This window comes from Aeromicrobium sp. Root472D3 (genome assembly GCF_001426485.1).
Lineage (GTDB): Bacteria > Actinomycetota > Actinomycetes > Propionibacteriales > Nocardioidaceae > Aeromicrobium.
Window position 1 is genome coordinate 1,365,031 of sequence record NZ_LMET01000001.1, and the last position, 17,640, is coordinate 1,382,670.

Consider the following 17,640-nt stretch of genomic DNA (forward strand, 5'->3'; position numbering starts at 1 on the left):
CCCGACCCCGACCCCGACCCGGACCCGGACCCGTACCCGCGAGTGGCGCACGACTGTTGGGTGGCGGCCTTCCGGCCAACCATCCTGCGCCACTCGCGGAACTCGCGGTGCCGTTAGGGGGTGACGTCGTGCTCGACGAGCGCGGTGTACGGGTCGACGGGTCCGCCGCCACCCGGGTGCACCTCGAGGTGCAGGTGGGGGCCGGTCACGTTGCCGGTCGAGCCGGTGAAGCCGATGACGTCGCCGGGGCCGACCTTGTCGCCGGCCTTGACGCCGAAACGGCTCTGGTGGCAGTACCAGATGTCGGTGCCGTCCTCGAGACGGATGACGGTGCGGTTGCCGTAGGCGCCCTCGTAGTCGGCCGACACGACGGTGCCCGCCGCGACCGAGACGATCGTCGAGCCGGACGGACCGGCGAAGTCGAGACCCGTGTGCACGGTCGACCACAGTCCGCTGCGCTGGCCGAAGCGGGCGGTCAGGCGGTAGCCCGTGACCGGGACGACCCACCGGTTGGCCTTGAACTCGTCAGCGGTCTTGCCGACGCGCTGGGCGAGCTCGGCCTGGGCGGCCTGCGTCTGCTCGGCCTGCTCCTTGGCCTGGCGGTCGAGCGTCGCGCGGTCGAAGCTGCGGCTGACGTCGACCTCGGGGGCCGTCTGGCCCTGGCTGGTGTACGTCTGGTTGACGGTCTGGTACTGGTCGGCCTTGAGCGAGTTGGCGTCGTCGCCACTGCTGACGACGGCCGTGCCGAAGGCGGCGAGCACCAGGGCGAAGGCACCGGCCATCGCGGGAGTCGGGGCGAACGATCGTGCGCGGCTCGTGCGGCGCTGTGCGGCTCGCTTGCCGGCCACCCGCTGCGGGGTCTGCTGGCGATGGTCGAGTCGGCGTTTGGGCGCAGACGAAGACACGCAGATGACCTCCAGGAGGCGACGACAGGACCTCACGAGACTAGCCGAGGATCGGGTCCGAACGAAACCGAATTCCGATTCCGTCCGAGGTCGGGACGTCGGTCCCGTGGGAGATCGGGGCTCCGTGTGACGCCTTTCACCTGTGGCACGATCGGCTCATGACCCCGCACCGCATCGTCGTCGGCGCGATCGGCGACGACTCCGGGGCGACGGCCGCGGCCCGCAGGCTGCGCGACGAGGGGCACGAGATCGTGTTCGTCGGGGGCGGACAGTCGCCCGAGCAGCTCGCCCGCACCGCCGTGGCCGAGGACGCCCGGCGGCTCGTCGTCGACGCCGACACCGACGGCCTGGAGCTCGTCCGCGACGCGTGCGCGCGCCTCGACGCCACCGACATCGTCATCGAGCCGGCCGTGTGACGTAACCGACGCGACGTCTCCCTGTGTTAGCGGATACAGTCGCAACGGCCTGTTCGTGGCGACATCACGCCGATCGCGGCAGAGCTGCACTCCAACCAAGGACGGACACCACCGTGGATTTGATGGAATACCAGGCGAAGGAGCTCTTCGCCAAGCATGGCGTCGCGACGACGCTCGGCGTCGTCGTTCAGACCGCCGACGAGGCCAAGGCCGCTGCCGAGCAGATCGGCGGCGTGACCGTCGTCAAGGCACAGGTCAAGGCCGGAGGCCGCGGCAAGGCCGGAGGCGTCAAGCTCGCCAAGACCCCCGACGAGGCGTTCGAGCACGCGTCGAACATCCTCGGCATGGAGATCAAGGGACTGACGGTCAACCGCGTCCTGGTCACGCCGGCGACGCCGCCGGTGGAGGAGTACTACTTCTCCTTCCTGCTCGACCGGTCGAACCGCAGCTACCTGTGCATCGCGAGCGTCGAGGGTGGTGTGGAGATCGAGGAGGTCGCCAAGACCAACCCCGAGGCCGTCCGTCAGATCCCCGTCGACGCCGGCACCGGTGTCGACGAGGCCAAGGCCCGCGCGATCGTCGAGGAGGCCAAGTTCCCCGCCGAGCTCGCCGACCAGGCGGTCACCCTCGTGCAGGCGCTCTGGAAGGTCTTCGTCGAGGAGGACGCCACGCTCGTCGAGGTCAACCCCCTCGCGCGGCTCGACGGCGACCGCCTCGAGGCCCTCGACGGCAAGGTGTCGCTCGACGACAACGCGTCGGAGTTCCGCCACCCCGAGCACGAGGACTTCGTCATCCACGAGGAGGCCGACCCGCTCGAGGCCAAGGCCAAGGCCAAGGGCCTCAACTACGTCAAGCTCGACGGCGAGGTCGGCATCATCGGCAACGGCGCGGGGCTCGTCATGAGCACGCTCGACGTCGTCGCGTACGCCGGCGAGAAGCACGGCAACGTCAAGCCGGCCAACTTCCTCGACATCGGCGGAGGAGCGTCGGCCGAGGTCATGGCCAACGGTCTGGACGTCATCCTGAACGACCCGCAGGTCAAGAGCGTGTTCGTCAACGTCTTCGGCGGCATCACGTCGTGCGACGCGGTCGCCAACGGCATCAAGGGCGCCCTCGAGCTGCTCGGTGACGAGGCCACGAAGCCGCTGGTCGTCCGTCTCGACGGCAACAACGTCGACGAGGGTCGCGCGATCCTCGACGAGATGAACCACCCGCTGGTCACGCAGGTGGACACCATGGACGGCGCGGCCGACAAGGCCGCCGAGCTGGCGAACGGCTGAGGGGCGCACAATGTCGATCTTTCTGAACAAGGACTCCAAGGTCATCGTCCAGGGCATCACCGGCGGTGAGGGCTCCAAGCACACGGCCCGCATGCTGGCCGCCGGCACGCAGGTCGTGGGCGGCGTCAACGCCCGCAAGGCCGGCACGACCGTCACCCACACCGACGCCTCCGGCGCCGAGGTGGAGCTGCCGGTCTTCGGCACGGTCGCCGAGGCCATCGCGCAGACGGGCGCCGACGTGTCGGTCGCCTTCGTCCCGCCGGCGTTCACGCAGGACGCCGTGGTCGAGGCCATCGACGCCGAGATCCCGCTGCTCGTCATCATCACCGAGGGCGTGCCGGTGCAGGACAGCGCCGAGTTCTGGGCCTACGCCCAGGGCAAGAAGACGCGCATCATCGGCCCGAACTGCCCCGGCATCATCACGCCGGGCGAGGCGCTGGCGGGCATCACGCCGGCCAACATCGCCGGCAAGGGCCCCATCGGCCTGGTGTCGAAGTCGGGCACGCTGACGTACCAGATGATGTTCGAGCTGCGCGACTTCGGCTTCTCGACCGCCATCGGCATCGGCGGCGACCCGATCATCGGCACGACGCACATCGACGCCCTCGAGGCGTTCGAGGCCGACCCCGAGACGAAGGCCATCGTCATGATCGGCGAGATCGGCGGAGACGCCGAGGAGAAGGCCGCCGCCTACATCAAGGAGCACGTCACGAAGCCGGTCGTCGGCTACGTCGCGGGCTTCACGGCTCCCGAGGGCAAGACGATGGGCCACGCCGGCGCCATCGTGTCCGACGGCGCCGGCACGGCGCAGGGCAAGAAGGAGGCCCTCGAGGCCGCCGGCGTCAAGGTCGGCAAGACGCCGTCCGAGACCGCCGAGCTCATGCGGGCCATCCTCAACGGCTGACGCCCGCCTGATCGACCAGGCCCCCACCGCACCGCGGTGGGGGCCTCGTCATGTGCGGGATCCAGCTCGTGCTGACGAACGCCGACGAGTCAGCTGTGGCCCTCCGACGAGCACGTCCGCCGGGACCTGCCTGCGTCAGCGCGTGGCTCCTCGGAGGGCCGCAGCGGCGACTCCTCAGCTGGTCAGTCGGTGGCGTACTTGAGGCGGGTCGCGGCGCGCTCGGCGATGTCCCTGAACGCCCCCTGCGAGATGTCGAAGTCACCGGCCGGCGTGAACGTCACCTGCGCCACGTCGGCGCCGCGCCGGACGATCGCGGTGCGGTAGTAGACCTTCTTGCCGCCCTCGACCTCGAAGCCGACCCGCCACACCGTGCCGCTCGCGTCCTGCACCGAGACCTTGCGCTTCTGGTCGACCGTCGCCGACAGGATGTCGTCGCTGCAGCCGTCGATGCGGCCCGAGACCTTCTTGACGAAGGCCTTGGCCTTGTCGACCGACGAGAACCGTGCCGCGGTCTCGGCGACGCCGAACTCCGGCGGCAGCTCGGTGGCCTGGTAGAGGACGTACACGCGCGAGCCGGCCTTCGTGACGGACTTGCTGGTGTAGGTGGCCTTGTCGCACTGCGTCGCGGCGGGATTGGTCTGCGCCGGGAAGTCGGTGCCGGCCCACACCTTGTCGATCGCCGCGATCGGCGGGAGGTCGACGATGCCGAGGAACGACGGCGCCTCGGTGGTCGGCGGGGGATCGGACGGCAGCACCTCGATCGCGTCGGAGCACTCGCCGCCGCTGTCCTTGCAGACCTTGGCGACCGAGGCGTCGAGGGTCTTGGCGAACGACTCGATGCTGGGGCCCGCGGCACCGTCGACCTCGTGCACCAGGGTGCTCGTGATGGTGCCGGAGTGGCTGAAGCCGACCGTGAACGTCCGCTCGGGGGAGCGGTTCGAGCGCAGCGACAGGATCTGGAAGTCACCGAACGGACGCTTGACGGTGTACGACGCGACGAGCTGGGTGCGCGGGTGCTCGCAGTCGGAGTACCACTGGACGAGACGCTGGTACGCCTCAGTGGCGACCGCGTCGCTGCGCGAGACCTCGATCGCCTGCGCGACGCGGGCGTTGCCGAAGCCGTCGCCCGTGAACGTGCGCACGAAGACCTTGAGCGGGTCGGTGTCGGCGAACCGCTTGGTGGGGCACGTCGCGTAGGGCGTCGTGTTGGTGACGCTGTCGTCGGTGCTCTCGGTCGTCCACGTGCGCGAGGCGTCGAGCGTCGACAGCTGCCGGGGGGCCAGCAGGTTGCCGGCGTCGATCTTCTGCGCGTCGAGCACGACGTCGGGCCGCTCGGCACCGATCTTCTCGCGTCGCGGCAGGTCGGCGCCGGTGGCCAGGGCGTCGCCGTCGGTCGCGACGAGCCCGCCGCCGAAGATCAGGGCGATGGCGGCCGCGACGAGCAGCACGGTGTTGCGCTGGCGCCCGCGTCGCGCGGCGGTGCGGACGTCGGCCGCGGGGGGCATGTCGAGCGCGTCGGTGGCCGAGGCGAGCCCGTGCATGCGGCGCTCGATCGCGTCGATGCCCTCGCCGAGCGTGGTCTCGAGCGACGCCAGCGCCGTCGTGACGTTCTCGATGCCCTCCTCGGCGGGCAGACCCACCTCGCGGGACGCCTCCTCGAGGTCGGTGTTGCCGAGCGTCATGAGCACGATCAGGCGACGGTCGTCGACCGGCAGGTCGTGCAGCGCGGTCAGCAGGGCCGTGTCGCCGTCCTCCTCGTGCCGGCGGCGCAGCGGGTGGGTGCCCCGGCTCAGCGACGTGAGCTTCCAGGCCTCGTCGCGGACGTACGACAGCGGCCGGCGGTCGCGGATCTTGGACCAGTCGCGCCAGGCGCGGCGGTAGGCGTCGACGGTCGCCTCGAAGGCGACCTGGCGATCTCCGCACAGCGCGTACGTGACCTGCACCGCATCGGAGAAGGTCGAGGCGTAGAAGCTGTTGAACTCATCGACGCGAGTCATGTCCAGCCTCCTTCGACGTCCGGCGTGCCTGGGTGCAACGCAGCAACTCTACTGGGAGGATGAAGCGGTGCCCGCGCCCGTCGAGACCTCCTACCTGCGGCCGGCCTTCCTGACGGCGATCGTGGCCGCGATCGTGTCGTGGGCCGTCGCGGCCGTCGTCGTGGTGGTGGCGAGCGGGACGTCGGGCCTGTCGGCCGGCCCGCTGGCCCGCACCGCGATCCGGACGTGGCTCGTGGCGCTCGGCTCGGGCATCGACGCCGGGCCGGTCTCGATCGGGCTGCTGCCGCTCGGCGGGACGGTCCTGTGCACCGCACTGGTCGCGCGCGCCGCCGTGTGGGTCGTGGCCGACCCGCTCGACGAGCTCGCGGCCTTCGCCGCCGCCTCGGCCGGCGCGTTCGGGGCCGTCGCCGCGATCGCCTCGGCCGCGACCAACGTCGGCGACGTGCACACGTCGATCGTCCGGTCGGCCGCGACGGGCTTCGTCGTCGGCGGCCTCGGCGCCGCGTGGGGGTCGGTCCAGCGGCACCACGACGGCGAGCGGTGGTGGTTCACGGCCCCCGCCGAGGCCCGCACCGTCGTGCGCGCGGCCGTCCCGGGCCTGCTGACGGTGCTGGCCGCCGCGGCGGTGCTCGTGGTCGTCCTGCTCGTGACCAACGTCCGGCAGGCGGGCGACCTGTGGGCCCTGCTCGACCCGGGCTTCGGGGGCGGCATCGCGCTGGCGATCGGCTCGCTGCTGGCGGTCCCGACGCTGGTGCTCTGGACGGCGTCGGCGCTGGTCGGCCCCGGCTTCGCGATCGGCTCGGGGACGTCGGTCGACCTGACGGGCTCCCAGCTGGGCCAGGTGCCGGGCTTCCCGCTGCTGGCCGCGCTGCCGACGCCGGGCGAGTTCCCCGGGTGGGTCTTCGTGCTGGGCCTCGTGCCGCTGCTCGCCGGGATCGTCAGCGGGTGGCGGGTCGAGCCCGGCGAGCGCGAGGGCCTCGTGCCGCGCGTCGCGCTCGGCGCGGCGGCCGGTGCGCTCGCGGGCCTCGTGCTCGGCGTGCTGGTCGGCCTGTCGGGCGGCGCGATCGGTCCGGGACGTCTGACCGACGCCGGGCCGCCGCTGCTGACCCCGCTGCTGGTGGCCGTGCCCGTCATGGCGCTGGGCGGCGCACTGGGCGCGGTGCTCTCCCACTATCGTGGTGCCCGTGCCAACCGCCCCCCGGACACCAGCTCGCGTGGTCGTCCTCGTCTCTGGAAGCGGCACGAACCTGCAGGCGCTGATCGACGCGTCGGCGGCAGCTGACTACGGCGTCGAGATCGTCGCGGTCGGCGCCGACCGCGACGGCATCGAGGGGCTGGCGCGCGCCCGTCGGCACGACATCGAGACGTTCGTGCTGCGCACCGCCGACTTCGACGACCGGGCCGCCTGGGACGTCGCCCTCGCCGACCGGGTCGCGGCGTGCTCGCCCGACCTCGTGGTGCTGGCCGGGTTCATGAAGCTCACCGGACCGGCGTTCCTCGCGCTGTTCGGCGGACGCACGCTCAACACCCACCCGGCACTGTCGCCGGCCTTCCCCGGCATGCACGGTCCCCGCGACGCGCTCGCGTACGGCGTCAAGGTCACCGGCGCGACCCTGTTCGTCGTCGACGAGGGCGTCGACACCGGCCCGATCGTCGCCCAGGTCGCCGTCCCGGTGCTCGACGACGACGACGAGTCGTCGCTGCACGAGCGCATCAAGACCAGCGAGCGCGCCATGCTGGTCGAGTGGGTCGGCACCCTGGCCCGCCACGACTTCCACCTCGACGACCGCGCCGTCCGGCTCGGCCCCGACGCCCACCGCACGACCTCTCCGTGAAGGAACCTGCATGACCACCTCCTCGCCCCGTCCTCTCCGCCGTGCCCTCGTCTCGGTCTACGACAAGACCGGTCTCGAGCAGCTCGCCGCCGACCTGCACGCCGCGGGCGTGTCGATCGTCTCCACGGGCTCGACGGCGAAGACGATCGAGGCCACGGGCGTCCCCGTGACGCCGGTCGAGGAGCTGACGGGGTTCCCCGAGTGCCTCGACGGACGAGTCAAGACGCTGCACCCGCGCGTGCACGCGGGCATCCTGGCCGACCGGCGGCTCGACGACCACGTCGCCCAGCTCGCCGACCTCGAGATCGAGCCCTTCGACCTCGTCGTCGTGAACCTGTACCCCTTCAGCGCCACGGTCGCCTCGGGGGCGACGCCCGACGAGTGCGTCGAGCAGATCGACATCGGCGGCCCGTCGATGGTGCGGGCGGCCGCCAAGAACCACCCGAGCGTCGCGGTCGTCGTGTCGCCCGACCGCTACGCCGCCGTGGGCGAGGCCCTGGCCGCCGGCGGCTTCACGCTCGAGCAGCGCAAGCGCCTGGCCGCCGAGGCGTTCGCGCACACCGCCGACTACGACGCCGCCGTCTCGGCCTGGTTCGCCACGTCGTACGCGCCCGATCCCGAGTCGCCGTGGCCCGCCACCGTCAGCGAGACGTGGACGCTCGCCTCGACGCTGCGCTACGGCGAGAACCCGCACCAGCAGGCGGCGCTCTACACCGACGGGACGGGCGGTCTGGCCGCCGCCGAGCAGCTGCACGGCAAGGAGATGAGCTACAACAACTACGTCGACACCGACGCCGCGTGGCGTGCGGCGTTCGACCACGCCGACCCGGCGGTCGCGATCATCAAGCACGCCAACCCGTGCGGCATCGCGATCGGCACCGACGTCGCGCAGGCCCACGCGCGGGCTCACGCCTGCGACCCCGTCTCGGCCTTCGGCGGCGTCATCGCCGCGAACCGGCCCGTCAGCGTCGCGATGGCCCAGCAGGTCGCCGAGGTCTTCACCGAGGTCATCGTCGCCCCCGACTACGAGCCCGGCGCCGTCGAGGTGCTGCAGGGCAAGAAGAACATCCGCATCCTGCGCAGCACCGCCCAGGCGGGCGCGGCCACCGAGACGCGTGCCGTCAGCGGCGGACGCCTGGTGCAGCAGCGCGACCTGGTCGACGCCCCCGGCGACGACCCGTCGTCGTGGACGCTCGCCGCGGGCGAGCCCGCCGACGACGCGACGCTGGCCGACCTGGCGTTCGCGTGGACGGCCACGCGCGCCGTCAAGTCCAACGCGATCCTCCTGGCCAAGGACGGCGCCTCGGTCGGCGTCGGCATGGGCCAGGTCAACCGCGTCGACTCGTGCCGCCTCGCGGTCGAGCGCGCCGGTGCGGAGCGGGCCACGGGCTCGGTCGCGGCATCCGACGCGTTCTTCCCGTTCGCCGACGGCCTGCAGGTGCTGCTCGACGCCGGCGTCACGGCCGTCGTCCAGCCCGGCGGGTCGGTGCGCGACGACGAGTCGATCGAGGCCGCGCGCGCCGCCGGCGTCACGATGTACTTCACCGGCACCCGGCACTTCTTCCACTGACGCCCGTGAGCGCCCCCGCGCGGTCCACCGGCGCGAGACCCGGTGCGCTGGCGGGGGCGCTGCTCGTCGCGCTGTCGGCGGCGGCCTTCGGGTCGATGGCGATCTTCGGGGTGTGGGCGCAGGAGGACGGCGTCGACACCCCGGCGCTGATCTTCGTCCGCTTCGCGCTGGCGTCCGTCGTGCTGGTCGGCGTCATGCGCGCCCGCCGGTTCGCGCTGCCGCCGCTGCGCCGGTGCCTGCCGGTCGCCGCGATGGGCGGCATCGGCTACGTCGGGCAGTCGTACTGCTACTTCCTGGCCCTCGAGCACGCGCAGGCCAGTCTCGTGGCGCTGCTGCTGTACCTGTTCCCGGCGTTCGTGGCGGTGCTGGCGGCGGTGTTCCTGCGCGAGCACATCGGTCCGGTGACGGCGGCCGCGCTGGTGCTCGCGCTCGTCGGCTCGGCGCTCGTCGTCGGCGGGGGATCGGGGCGACCGCTCGGCATCGCGCTCGGCATCGGCGCCGCGGTGATCTACTCGGTCTACATCACGGTCGGCTCGGTCGTGACGGACGGCATGGACGTCCTCGCGGTCTCGACGATCGTGTGCGTCGCGGCCGCCGTCGTGTGCGGTGGCGTCGTCGCGGTCCTCGCGGTCGCCGGACGTCCCGCGGCCTTCCCGTCGTCGGGGCGGGGGTGGGGCACGCTGGTGGCGATCGCGCTGGTGTGCACGGTCGTCGCGATCCTGGCGTTCTTCGGCGGCCTGGCGCTGCTCGGACCGACGTCGACGTCCGTGCTGTCGACGCTCGAGCCGGTCGTCACGGTCGGGCTGGCCACGTGGCTGCTGTCGGAGTCGCTGACGGGCCTGCAGGCCGTCGGGGGAGCGCTCGTCCTGGTGGCCGTGGTGTGGCTCGCGGTGACGCACCGTGCGCCGGTCGAGTCCGCGCCGCCGGTGTGACCGGCGGGCGGTCGCTAGACGCTAGACGCCGAGGCCGTCGAGCACGCGGGCGCCGGGCAGGTCGGCCAGCGCCGCGCCCGGCACGACGAGCTTGGACCGGCGCAGCCCGCTGCCGATCACGACCCACGGCTGCTCCGTCACGGCACGGTCGACCAGGATCGGCCACGCCGCGGGCAGGCCCACCGGCGTGATGCCGCCGTGCTCCATGCCGCTCTCGCCGACGGCCCACTCCTGCGGGGCGAACGAGCACTTGCGGACGTCGAGGGTGCGCCGCACGAGCCCGTTGACGTCCGCGCGCGTGCTCGACAGCACGACGCAGGCCGCGGGGCGCTCGTCGGCGCCACGACGGCCCACGACCACGACGCAGTTGGCGCCCAGGTCGGCGTCGAGGTCGTACGCCGCGTTGAGGGCCTGGGTGTCGGCGAGGGCGGGATCGATCGCGACGACGAACGCCGACGCGGCCAGGTCGGGCAGCGTCGCCAGCAGGGCGGCCACGGGAGGTGCCACCAGGTCGGCCCGGTAGGGCTCGAGCGGCAGGGTGCCGACCGTTGGCGTCATGACGCGGGGACCGACGGCTGCAGCCCGGCGAGCGCCGACGTGACGGCGTCGGGACCGATCGCGTGACCGGCGACGAGGTTGCGGATCGACGCGCCGAGGAAGCGCGCCTCGGACTCCTCGGAGTAGACCCGTGACTGGCGACGCAGCGCCGTGCCGGCGATCAGGGACGTGATGCCCGCCGCGACCTCGTCGGACTCGGACACGCCCATCCGTGACAGCACGACGGTGGCGAGCCGCTCGAGCGACCGCAGGGCCTCGCCCGCGACGTCCTGCAGCACCGGCTCGCGCGAGGCGGCCAGGAAGATCGACAGGTGCAGGGCCGCGACCTCGGGATCGCGCTGCGTGAAGATGCCCGAGATGTAGGCCGTCGCGTCGTCGAGGCTGATCCCCGCGCCGATGTCGATCGCCGCGAGGGCGTCGAGGTCCTTGGACCACTGCGTGACGTGGGCGCCGAGCGCCTCGCGGATCAGCTCGTCGATCGACTCGAAGTAGTACGTCGTGGTGGCCGACGGCAGGCCGGCGCGCGCGGCGACGGCCCGGTGCGTGATGGCCCGGGCGCCCCCCTCGGCGAACAGCTCGATCGCGGCGGCGAGCAGCTCGCCGCGGCGCTGGCGGCTGCGCTCCTGCGTCAGCTGGGCGCGTGAGGTCATCGGGGATCCTTCCGGGGCAGGGATCGGCGTACCGGGTCGTGCTCCCGAACGCTCCCGCCGGGACGAAGTCTATGAGGCCGCCCCCGGACGCCACGTGCCGCCGGGCGTCGCCCGACGACGTGCGGGCCCCGGGGCGTGAAACACTCGTCCCGTGACTGCGCAGATCCTCGACGGCAAGGCGGCCGCTGCCGCGATCAAGGGCGAGCTTCGCGAGCGGGTGACCGCCTTGCGCGAGCGGGGCATCGTCCCCGGGCTCGGCACGATCCTGGTCGGCAACGATCCCGGCAGCCAGTGGTACGTCGCGGGCAAGCACCGCGACTGCGCCGAGGTCGGCATCGAGTCCATCCGCGTCGACCTGCCCGAGACGGCGACGCAGGCCGAGGTCGAGGACGCGATCGACGGGCTCAACGCCGATCCGGCGTGCACGGGATACATCCTGCAGCTGCCCCTGCCCAAGGGCCTCGACGAGAACGCCGCGATCGGCCGGATCGACCCGCTCAAGGACGCCGACGGCCTGCACCCGACCAACCTGGGGTGGCTCGTGCTGGGTCGCGAGGCCCCGCTGCCCTGCACGCCGCGCGGCATCATCGAGCTGCTGCGGCGCCACGACGTGCCGATCGCGGGACAGCACGTCGTCGTCGTGGGTCGCGGCATCACGGTCGGACGTCCGATGGGCCTCCTGCTGACCCGGCGCAGCGAGAACGCCACCGTCACCCTGTGCCACACCGGCACGACCGATCTCGCCGCCGAGGTGCGCCGTGCCGACATCGTCGTGGCCGCCGCGGGTGTTCCCGGCATCATCTCGGCCGACATGGTCAAGCCGGGTGCCGCGCTCCTCGACGTCGGCGTCAGCCGCGACGAGAACGGCATCGTCGGCGACGTCGACCCCGCCGCCCACGAGGTCGCGGGCTGGATCTCGCCCAACCCCGGCGGCGTGGGCCCCATGACCCGCGCCCTGCTGCTGGCCAACGTCGTCGACACCGCGGAGCGCCTGAACCCGTGAGGGCACCGCGCAGCCGTGGGTCGCAGTTCTACCTGCTGCAGCTCGTCGCGGTCGTCGCGGGTCTCGCGCTCATCGCGCTGGGGCAGTGGCGCCTCGGCGTCGGCGGCATCGGGCTGGCCTTCGTCGCGGGAGCCCTGGCGCGCTCGGTCGTCCCGATCGACCACACCGGCATGCTGCGGGTGCGGGGCAAGGCCTTCGACATCGTGTGGATGACGACGCTGGGCGTGGCCCTGCTGGTGCTGCCCTTCCTGATCCCCAACCAGCCCGGCTGACCCACCGGTCGCGAGTCACCCACGCCCGCTCGCGAGTCACGCACGCCCGCTCGCGAGTCACGCACGCCCGCCGACGAGTCACCGGCGGCGATCCGACAGTGACTCGTCGGTCGGCGTGGGTGACTCGTCGGCGGGCGTGGGCGACTCGTCGGCGATTCGGGTCAGATGAGGCCGAGCTCGGTGACGGCGTCGCGCTCCTCGATGAGCTCCTGCGCCGTGGCGTCCATCTTGGCGCGCGAGAAGTCGTCGATCTCGAGGCCCTGGACGATCTCCCAGTCGCCGTTCGAGGTCGTGACGGGGAACGAGTAGATCAGCCCCTCGGGGACGCCGTAGGAGCCGTCGGACCGGACGGCCATCGACGCCCAGTCGCCCTCGGGCGTGCCGGTCAGCCACGTGCGGGCCGCGTCGATCGTCGCGGACGCCGCGGAGGCCGCCGACGACGCGCCGCGCGCCTCGATGATCGCGGCACCGCGCTGCGCGACGGTCGGGATGAACGTGTCGGCGATCCACGCCTGGTCGCCCACGACCTCGGCGGCGTTCCGGCCACCGACCTCGGCGTGGAAGATGTCGGGGTACTGCGTGGCCGAGTGGTTGCCCCAGATCGTCAGCTTCTTGATGTCGGCGACCTTCGAGCCCGTCTTGGTCGCGAGCTGCGAGATCGCGCGGTTGTGGTCGAGGCGCGTCAGCGCCGAGAACCGCTCCTGCGGGATGTCGGGGGCGTTGTGCATCGCGATCAGCGCGTTGGTGTTGGCCGGGTTGCCGGTCACGCCGATGCGGACGTCGTCGGCCGCGTGGTCGTTGAGCGCCTTGCCCTGACCCGTGAAGATCGCGCCGTTGGCCGACAGCAGGTCGCCGCGCTCCATGCCCTTGGTGCGGGGACGCGCGCCGACGAGCAGCGCGAGGTTGACCCCGTCGAAGATGTGGTTGGCGTCGTCGCCGATCTCGACGGAGTCGAGCGTCGGGAACGCGCAGTCGTCGAGCTCCATGACGACGCCCTCGAGCGACTTGAGCGCCGGGGTGATCTCGAGCAGCCGCAGCTGGATGGGAGTGTCGGGGCCCAGCAGGGCACCGCTCGCGAGGCGGAAGAGGAGGCTGTAGCCGATCTGGCCGGCTGCGCCGGTGACGGCGACCTTGACGGGGGTTGTGCTCATCGTGAGGTGCTCCTTGCAAGACGGGGCGTAGTGACGGGCTTCACTCCCGAAACTAGCGCAGGTCGACCTGTTCGACGCGCCGGGGCGAGCGGGGGCCCACGTGCCAGACCCGTGAGCCGACCGCGACGACCCATCGGCGGGCGCCGCCGCGACGGTCCGTCGCGCGCCGGGCCCGGCGCCGGTACACGCGCTCGACGGCGCGGATCGAGGCGAGGGGCTCGGGCAGCGGCCCGTCGTCGGACGCGAGGAAGTCGACGACGTCGTCGTGCACGCACCCGCGTCGCGGTGTCGTGGCCGCCCACGCGTCGAAGCGGACGACGAGGTCGTCGACGTCGCGCAGCATCGGGACGGCGGCGACGGCCTCGCTGCGGCGCTTCGTGCGCAGCGTCCGGATCGTCAGGTCGGCCGAGCGGGCCTCGAAGCCCTCGGGCACGTCGCCCCGCAGCAGCGCGGCCAGCACGTGCTGCTGCCGCACCCTCAGTGCGTCGCGGGTCATGCCGGCAGCCCGGCCCGGTCGACGGCGTGCTGCAGCCGGTCGAGCTCGTGGCGCACCACCTCGGCCGAGACGTCGGTGTCGCGCTCGAGCAGCACCGGGGGCCCGTCGGGGCCGAGGGTGTCGACGACGTGCGTCACGAGGTCGAGGACGTCGTCGGTCATGTCGTGGGCGTGGGTGTCCCAGTAGACCCCCTCCGGGTCGGTGAAGCCGCCCGCGACGTGCACGTACGCGACGTGGTCGAGGGGCATCCGGTCGAGCAGGTCGCGGGGATCGCCGCCCAGCGCCGAGCAGGTCGCGTGGAGGTTGGCGACGTCGAGCAGGAACAGGCAGCCCGTCGCGTCGGTCAGGGCCGTGAGGAGCTCGGCCTCGTCCATCGTGCTCTCGGGCCAGGCGAGGGTCGCGGCGATGTTCTCGAGCGCGAGCGGCACGGGCAGCCGGTCCTGCGCGGCGCGGACGTTGTCGACCAGCACCGCGAGGGCGTCGGACGTGCGGGCCGCCGGCACGAGGTGGCCCGCCTCGAGGACGTCGGTGTGGACGTCGTCCGGCGCGGGCGCCCCGGCCCTGACGAAGGCGATGTGCTCGCTGACGAGCGGCGCCCCGAGGGCCCGCGCCAGCGACGCCAGGTGGTCGAGGCGTCCGGGGTCGGGCGCGTCGGCCCCCGCGAGCCCGAGGGTCACGCCGTGCGGGACGACCGTGAGCCCGGCCCGCACGGCCTCGGCCAGCGGCTTCGGCAGGGCACCGGGGGTCACGTTCTCGGCGACCACCTCGGAGAACCGCATGCCCGACCGGGTGCGGGCGAGCAGCTCGTGCGCGATCGCCGGCCGCCAGCCGGCGCCCACCCCGAGGCCCGCGACGGGGGAGCGGGGCATCAGCTTCCGCCGCCGCACCCGCCGCCCCCGCACGACGACCCGCCGCCGCACGACGACGACCCGCCACCGCAGGTGGGTCCCGCGTCGTGGCCGCCGCCGGAGGAGTCGCCGCCGAAGTAGGCAGCGCCTCCGCCGGTGGCCCCGTACCCGCCGGCGGAGCGGCGGCGCCTCGACGAGCGGGCCGACGTGTCGCGCGTGAAGAACGCGAACCACACCAGGCCGCCGAGGGCGAGCAGGGCGACGACGACGATCACGGTGATGCCCATGGGAACCTCCAGAACGATGTGGCCCGGGTCCGTCGTCCTCGACGTGACGTGTGAGGTGGATCGTGCCACCTCGCGGGCGTCCGTGGAAGGGGAACCGTCGCCGAGGGGACGGGAGCACACGTCCCCGGGTGAGTTATCTTGATGTCAAAAGATTCTTCGCCCGTCCCGATGGGATCAGTCGGGCATCCACACGTAGGAGCTGCCGCACCCATGGCCAAGATCATCTACACCCACACCGACGAGGCGCCGGCACTGGCGACCTACTCCTTCCTCCCCGTCATCGAGGCCTACGCCTCGACGGCCGGCGTCGAGGTCGAGACCCGCGACATCTCCCTGGCGGGCCGCATCATCGCCCTGTTCGGCGACCGTCTGACCCCCGAGCAGCAGATCGGCGACGCCCTCGCCGAGCTCGGCGAGCTGGCCAAGCAGCCCGAGGCCAACATCATCAAGCTCCCCAACATCAGCGCGTCGGTGCCGCAGCTCAAGGCCGCGATCGCCGAGCTGCAGGCCCAGGGCTACGCCCTGCCCGACTACCCCGACGAGGTGCGCTCCGACGACGACAAGGACGTCCGGGCCCGCTACGACAAGGTCAAGGGCAGCGCGGTCAACCCCGTCCTGCGCGAGGGCAACTCCGACCGTCGCGCGCCGCTGTCGGTCAAGAACTACGCCCGCAAGCACCCCCACTCGATGGGTGCGTGGAGCAGCGACTCGAAGACCGACGTCGCCACGATGGGCGCCGACGACTTCCGGTCGAACGAGAAGTCGGTCGTGATCGACGCCGACACCACGATCTCGATCCAGCACGTCGACGCTGACGGCGCCACGACCGAGCTCAAGGCGCCCTTCCCCGTGCTCGCCGGCGAGATCGTCGACGGCACCGTCATGAGCGCGGCCGCGCTCGACGCCTTCCTGGCCGAGCAGGTCGCCCGCGCCAAGGCCGACGGCGTCCTGTTCTCGGTGCACCTGAAGGCCACCATGATGAAGGTCTCCGACCCGATCATCTTCGGCCACGTCGTCAAGGCGTTCTTTCCGGACGTCTTCGCCCGGTTCGGCGCCGACCTCGACGCCGCGGGCCTCAGCGCCAGCAACGGGCTCGGCGGCATCCTCGCGGGGCTCGACGAGCTCCCGAACGGCGCCGAGATCAAGGCCGCCTTCGAGAAGGGCCTGGCCGACGGCCCGGCGCTCGCGATGGTCGACTCCGACAAGGGCATCACGAACCTGCACGTGCCGAGCGACGTCATCGTCGACGCCTCGATGCCCGCCATGATCCGCACGTCGGGGCACATGTGGGGTCCCGACGGCGCCGAGGCCGACACGCTGGCCGTCATCCCCGACAGCTCGTACGCCGGCGTCTACCAGACCGTCATCGACGACTGCCGCGCCCATGGCGCGTACGACCCCACCACGATGGGCTCGGTGCCCAACGTGGGCCTCATGGCCCAGGCGGCCGAGGAGTACGGCAGCCACGACAAGACGTTCGAGATCGCCTCGGCCGGCACGGTGCAGGTCGTCGACGCGTCCGGCACGGTGCTGATCGAGCACGCGGTCGAGGCCGGCGACATCTGGCGCGCGTGCCAGACCAAGGACGTCCCCGTGCGCGACTGGGTCAAGCTCGCGGTCACCCGCGCCCGCGCCTCCGACACCCCGGCGATCTTCTGGCTCGACGAGACCCGCGCCCACGACGCCAACCTGATCGCCAAGGTCGACGCGTACCTGCCCGAGCACGACACCGACGGCCTCACGATCGAGATCATGTCGCCGGCCGATGCGACGCAGTACTCGATCGACCGCATCCGCAAGGGCGAGGACACGATCTCGGTCACCGGCAACGTGCTGCGCGACTACAACACCGACCTGTTCCCGATCCTCGAGCTCGGCACGAGCGCCAAGATGCTGTCGATCGTCCCGCTGATCAACGGCGGCGGGCTGTTCGAGACGGGTGCCGGCGGCTCGGCGCCCAAGCACGTGCAGCAGCTCGTCAAGGAGGACTACCTGCGCTGGGACAGCCTGGGCGAGTTCCTGGCCCTCGCGTCGAGCTTCGAGCACATGGCGACGACGACGGGCAACGCCCGCGCGCAGATCCTCGCCGACACGCTCGACCGGGCCACCGGCACGTTCCTCGACGAGAACAAGTCGCCGGGCCGCAAGCTCGGCACGATCGACAACCGCGGCAGCCACTTCTACCTGTCGCTGTACTGGGCGCAGGAGCTCGCGCAGCAGACCGAGGACGCCGACCTGGCCGCCGCCTTCGCCGACGTCGCGGGCGAGCTGGCCTCGAACGAGCAGACGATCGTCGACGAGCTGCTCGCCGTCCAGGGCAACCCGGCCGACATCGGGGGCTACTTCCACCCCGACAGCGAGAAGGTCAACGCCGTGATGCGCCCCTCGGGCACGTTCACGTCGGTGCTGGCCGACCTGCAGTCGCGCGTCGTCTGAGACCGCCGCGAAGGCCCCGCTCCCGTCCGGGGGCGGGGCCTTCGTCCGTCCTGAAGTCAGGACTCGTCCCGCGTCATGATGGGCCGCCCGCGCTCTCTTC

Annotated in this window: 18 protein-coding genes; 10 read left to right on the plus strand and 8 right to left on the minus strand. The window is 72.3% G+C overall.

What is annotated here, in order from left to right; genetic code table 11:
• Positions 1-113: 113 nt before the first annotated feature.
• Positions 114-848: a M23 family metallopeptidase gene (locus ASD10_RS06740; protein ID WP_157432480.1), complete on the minus strand. Its 735-nt coding sequence runs from the start codon at positions 846-848 to the stop codon at positions 114-116.
• Between the two features lie 215 nt (positions 849-1,063).
• On the opposite strand from ASD10_RS06740, the gene ASD10_RS06745 reads away from it, so the two are divergent.
• The 3 genes from ASD10_RS06745 (at position 1,064) to sucD (ending at position 3,505) form a co-directional block, all read left to right on the plus strand.
• Complete coding sequence (locus ASD10_RS06745; protein WP_056606470.1) at positions 1,064-1,321, plus strand: hypothetical protein; 258 nt, start codon at positions 1,064-1,066, stop codon at positions 1,319-1,321.
• Positions 1,322-1,434: 113 nt separating this feature from the next.
• Complete coding sequence (gene sucC, locus ASD10_RS06750) at positions 1,435-2,601, plus strand: ADP-forming succinate--CoA ligase subunit beta (protein ID WP_056606473.1); 1,167 nt, start codon at positions 1,435-1,437, stop codon at positions 2,599-2,601.
• Positions 2,602-2,611: 10 nt separating this feature from the next.
• Positions 2,612-3,505, plus strand: a complete 894-nt coding sequence (sucD, locus tag ASD10_RS06755) for a succinate--CoA ligase subunit alpha (RefSeq protein ID WP_056606476.1) — start codon at positions 2,612-2,614, stop codon at positions 3,503-3,505.
• Positions 3,506-3,687: 182 nt separating this feature from the next.
• Here the strand turns inward: sucD and ASD10_RS06760 are convergent, their stop codons facing one another.
• Entirely contained in the window at positions 3,688-5,502 is a 1,815-nt protein-coding gene (locus ASD10_RS06760) for a hypothetical protein (RefSeq protein ID WP_056606479.1), read from the minus strand.
• Between the two features lie 67 nt (positions 5,503-5,569).
• On the opposite strand from ASD10_RS06760, the gene ASD10_RS18730 reads away from it, so the two are divergent.
• Genes ASD10_RS18730 through ASD10_RS06780 form a run of 4 tightly spaced genes read left to right on the plus strand, consistent with a single transcriptional unit; the run spans position 5,570 to position 9,839 of the window.
• Entirely contained in the window at positions 5,570-6,784 is a 1,215-nt protein-coding gene (locus ASD10_RS18730) for a DUF6350 family protein (RefSeq protein WP_157432481.1), read from the plus strand.
• Entirely contained in the window at positions 6,717-7,337 is a 621-nt protein-coding gene (gene purN / locus ASD10_RS06770; RefSeq protein WP_235501775.1) for a phosphoribosylglycinamide formyltransferase, read from the plus strand. Before ASD10_RS18730 ends, purN begins: the two co-directional genes overlap by 68 nt.
• Before the next feature lie 10 nt (positions 7,338-7,347).
• Positions 7,348-8,907: a bifunctional phosphoribosylaminoimidazolecarboxamide formyltransferase/IMP cyclohydrolase gene (purH, locus tag ASD10_RS06775; RefSeq protein ID WP_056606487.1), complete on the plus strand. Its 1,560-nt coding sequence runs from the start codon at positions 7,348-7,350 to the stop codon at positions 8,905-8,907.
• Positions 8,908-8,912: 5 nt separating this feature from the next.
• On the plus strand, positions 8,913-9,839 hold the full coding sequence (locus ASD10_RS06780) for a DMT family transporter (protein ID WP_056606490.1): 927 nt from the start codon (positions 8,913-8,915) through the stop codon (positions 9,837-9,839).
• A gap of 21 nt (positions 9,840-9,860) precedes the next feature.
• On the opposite strand, the gene ASD10_RS06785 is transcribed toward ASD10_RS06780, so the two are convergent.
• Together ASD10_RS06785 and ASD10_RS06790 are read right to left on the minus strand one after the other, a co-directional pair.
• Entirely contained in the window at positions 9,861-10,397 is a 537-nt protein-coding gene (locus ASD10_RS06785) for a YbaK/EbsC family protein (protein WP_056606493.1), read from the minus strand.
• Positions 10,394-11,047 (minus strand): TetR/AcrR family transcriptional regulator, encoded by a 654-nt coding sequence (locus tag ASD10_RS06790; RefSeq protein WP_056606496.1) that lies wholly within the window; start codon positions 11,045-11,047, stop codon positions 10,394-10,396. Before ASD10_RS06790 ends, ASD10_RS06785 begins: the two co-directional genes overlap by 4 nt.
• A 151-nt stretch (positions 11,048-11,198) precedes the next feature.
• Here ASD10_RS06790 and ASD10_RS06795 point away from each other — a divergent pair, with 151 nt between their 5' ends.
• Both ASD10_RS06795 and ASD10_RS06800 read left to right on the plus strand, forming a co-directional pair.
• Positions 11,199-12,050 carry a bifunctional methylenetetrahydrofolate dehydrogenase/methenyltetrahydrofolate cyclohydrolase gene (locus ASD10_RS06795; protein WP_056606499.1) on the plus strand — a complete coding sequence of 284 codons (852 nt, stop codon included), beginning with the start codon at positions 11,199-11,201 and terminating at the stop codon, positions 12,048-12,050.
• A complete protein-coding gene (locus tag ASD10_RS06800) occupies positions 12,047-12,322 on the plus strand; it encodes a DUF3017 domain-containing protein (protein WP_056606502.1) in 276 nt (91 codons plus the stop codon). Before ASD10_RS06795 ends, ASD10_RS06800 begins: the two co-directional genes overlap by 4 nt.
• 161 nt (positions 12,323-12,483) lie before the next feature.
• Here ASD10_RS06800 and ASD10_RS06805 read toward each other — a convergent pair whose 3' ends face one another.
• The 4 genes from ASD10_RS06805 to ASD10_RS06820 are packed head-to-tail and all read right to left on the minus strand — an operon-like array spanning position 12,484 to position 15,104.
• On the minus strand, positions 12,484-13,473 hold the full coding sequence (locus tag ASD10_RS06805) for a malate dehydrogenase (RefSeq protein WP_056606505.1): 990 nt from the start codon (positions 13,471-13,473) through the stop codon (positions 12,484-12,486).
• Positions 13,474-13,525: 52 nt separating this feature from the next.
• Positions 13,526-13,969: a hypothetical protein gene (locus tag ASD10_RS06810; RefSeq protein WP_056606508.1), complete on the minus strand. Its 444-nt coding sequence runs from the start codon at positions 13,967-13,969 to the stop codon at positions 13,526-13,528.
• Positions 13,966-14,838, minus strand: a complete 873-nt coding sequence (locus ASD10_RS06815; protein ID WP_056609957.1) for a DUF692 domain-containing protein — start codon at positions 14,836-14,838, stop codon at positions 13,966-13,968. Before ASD10_RS06815 ends, ASD10_RS06810 begins: the two co-directional genes overlap by 4 nt.
• The gene (locus ASD10_RS06820; RefSeq protein ID WP_082556067.1) at positions 14,838-15,104 is read right to left on the minus strand and encodes a hypothetical protein; all 267 of its coding nucleotides are present in this window, start codon (positions 15,102-15,104) and stop codon (positions 14,838-14,840) included. Before ASD10_RS06820 ends, ASD10_RS06815 begins: the two co-directional genes overlap by 1 nt.
• Before the next feature lie 210 nt (positions 15,105-15,314).
• On the opposite strand from ASD10_RS06820, the gene ASD10_RS06825 reads away from it, so the two are divergent.
• A complete protein-coding gene (locus ASD10_RS06825) occupies positions 15,315-17,540 on the plus strand; it encodes an NADP-dependent isocitrate dehydrogenase (RefSeq protein WP_056606510.1) in 2,226 nt (741 codons plus the stop codon).
• Positions 17,541-17,640: the final 100 nt, after the last annotated feature.

Coding starts and splice junctions, on each gene's coding strand:
- ASD10_RS06790 (WP_056606496.1), bottom strand. CDS start 11,047: ATGACCTCACGCGCCCAGCTGACGCAGGAGCGCAGCCGCCAGCGCCGC.
- sucD (WP_056606476.1), top strand. CDS start 2,612: ATGTCGATCTTTCTGAACAAGGACTCCAAGGTCATCGTCCAGGGCATC.
- ASD10_RS06820 (WP_082556067.1), bottom strand. CDS start 15,104: ATGGGCATCACCGTGATCGTCGTCGTCGCCCTGCTCGCCCTCGGCGGC.
- ASD10_RS06815 (WP_056609957.1), bottom strand. CDS start 14,838: ATGCCCCGCTCCCCCGTCGCGGGCCTCGGGGTGGGCGCCGGCTGGCGG.
- ASD10_RS06745 (WP_056606470.1), top strand. CDS start 1,064: ATGACCCCGCACCGCATCGTCGTCGGCGCGATCGGCGACGACTCCGGG.
- purH (WP_056606487.1), top strand. CDS start 7,348: ATGACCACCTCCTCGCCCCGTCCTCTCCGCCGTGCCCTCGTCTCGGTC.
- ASD10_RS06825 (WP_056606510.1), top strand. CDS start 15,315: ATGGCCAAGATCATCTACACCCACACCGACGAGGCGCCGGCACTGGCG.
- ASD10_RS06805 (WP_056606505.1), bottom strand. CDS start 13,473: ATGAGCACAACCCCCGTCAAGGTCGCCGTCACCGGCGCAGCCGGCCAG.
- ASD10_RS06810 (WP_056606508.1), bottom strand. CDS start 13,969: ATGACCCGCGACGCACTGAGGGTGCGGCAGCAGCACGTGCTGGCCGCG.
- ASD10_RS06785 (WP_056606493.1), bottom strand. CDS start 10,397: ATGACGCCAACGGTCGGCACCCTGCCGCTCGAGCCCTACCGGGCCGAC.
- ASD10_RS06760 (WP_056606479.1), bottom strand. CDS start 5,502: ATGACTCGCGTCGATGAGTTCAACAGCTTCTACGCCTCGACCTTCTCC.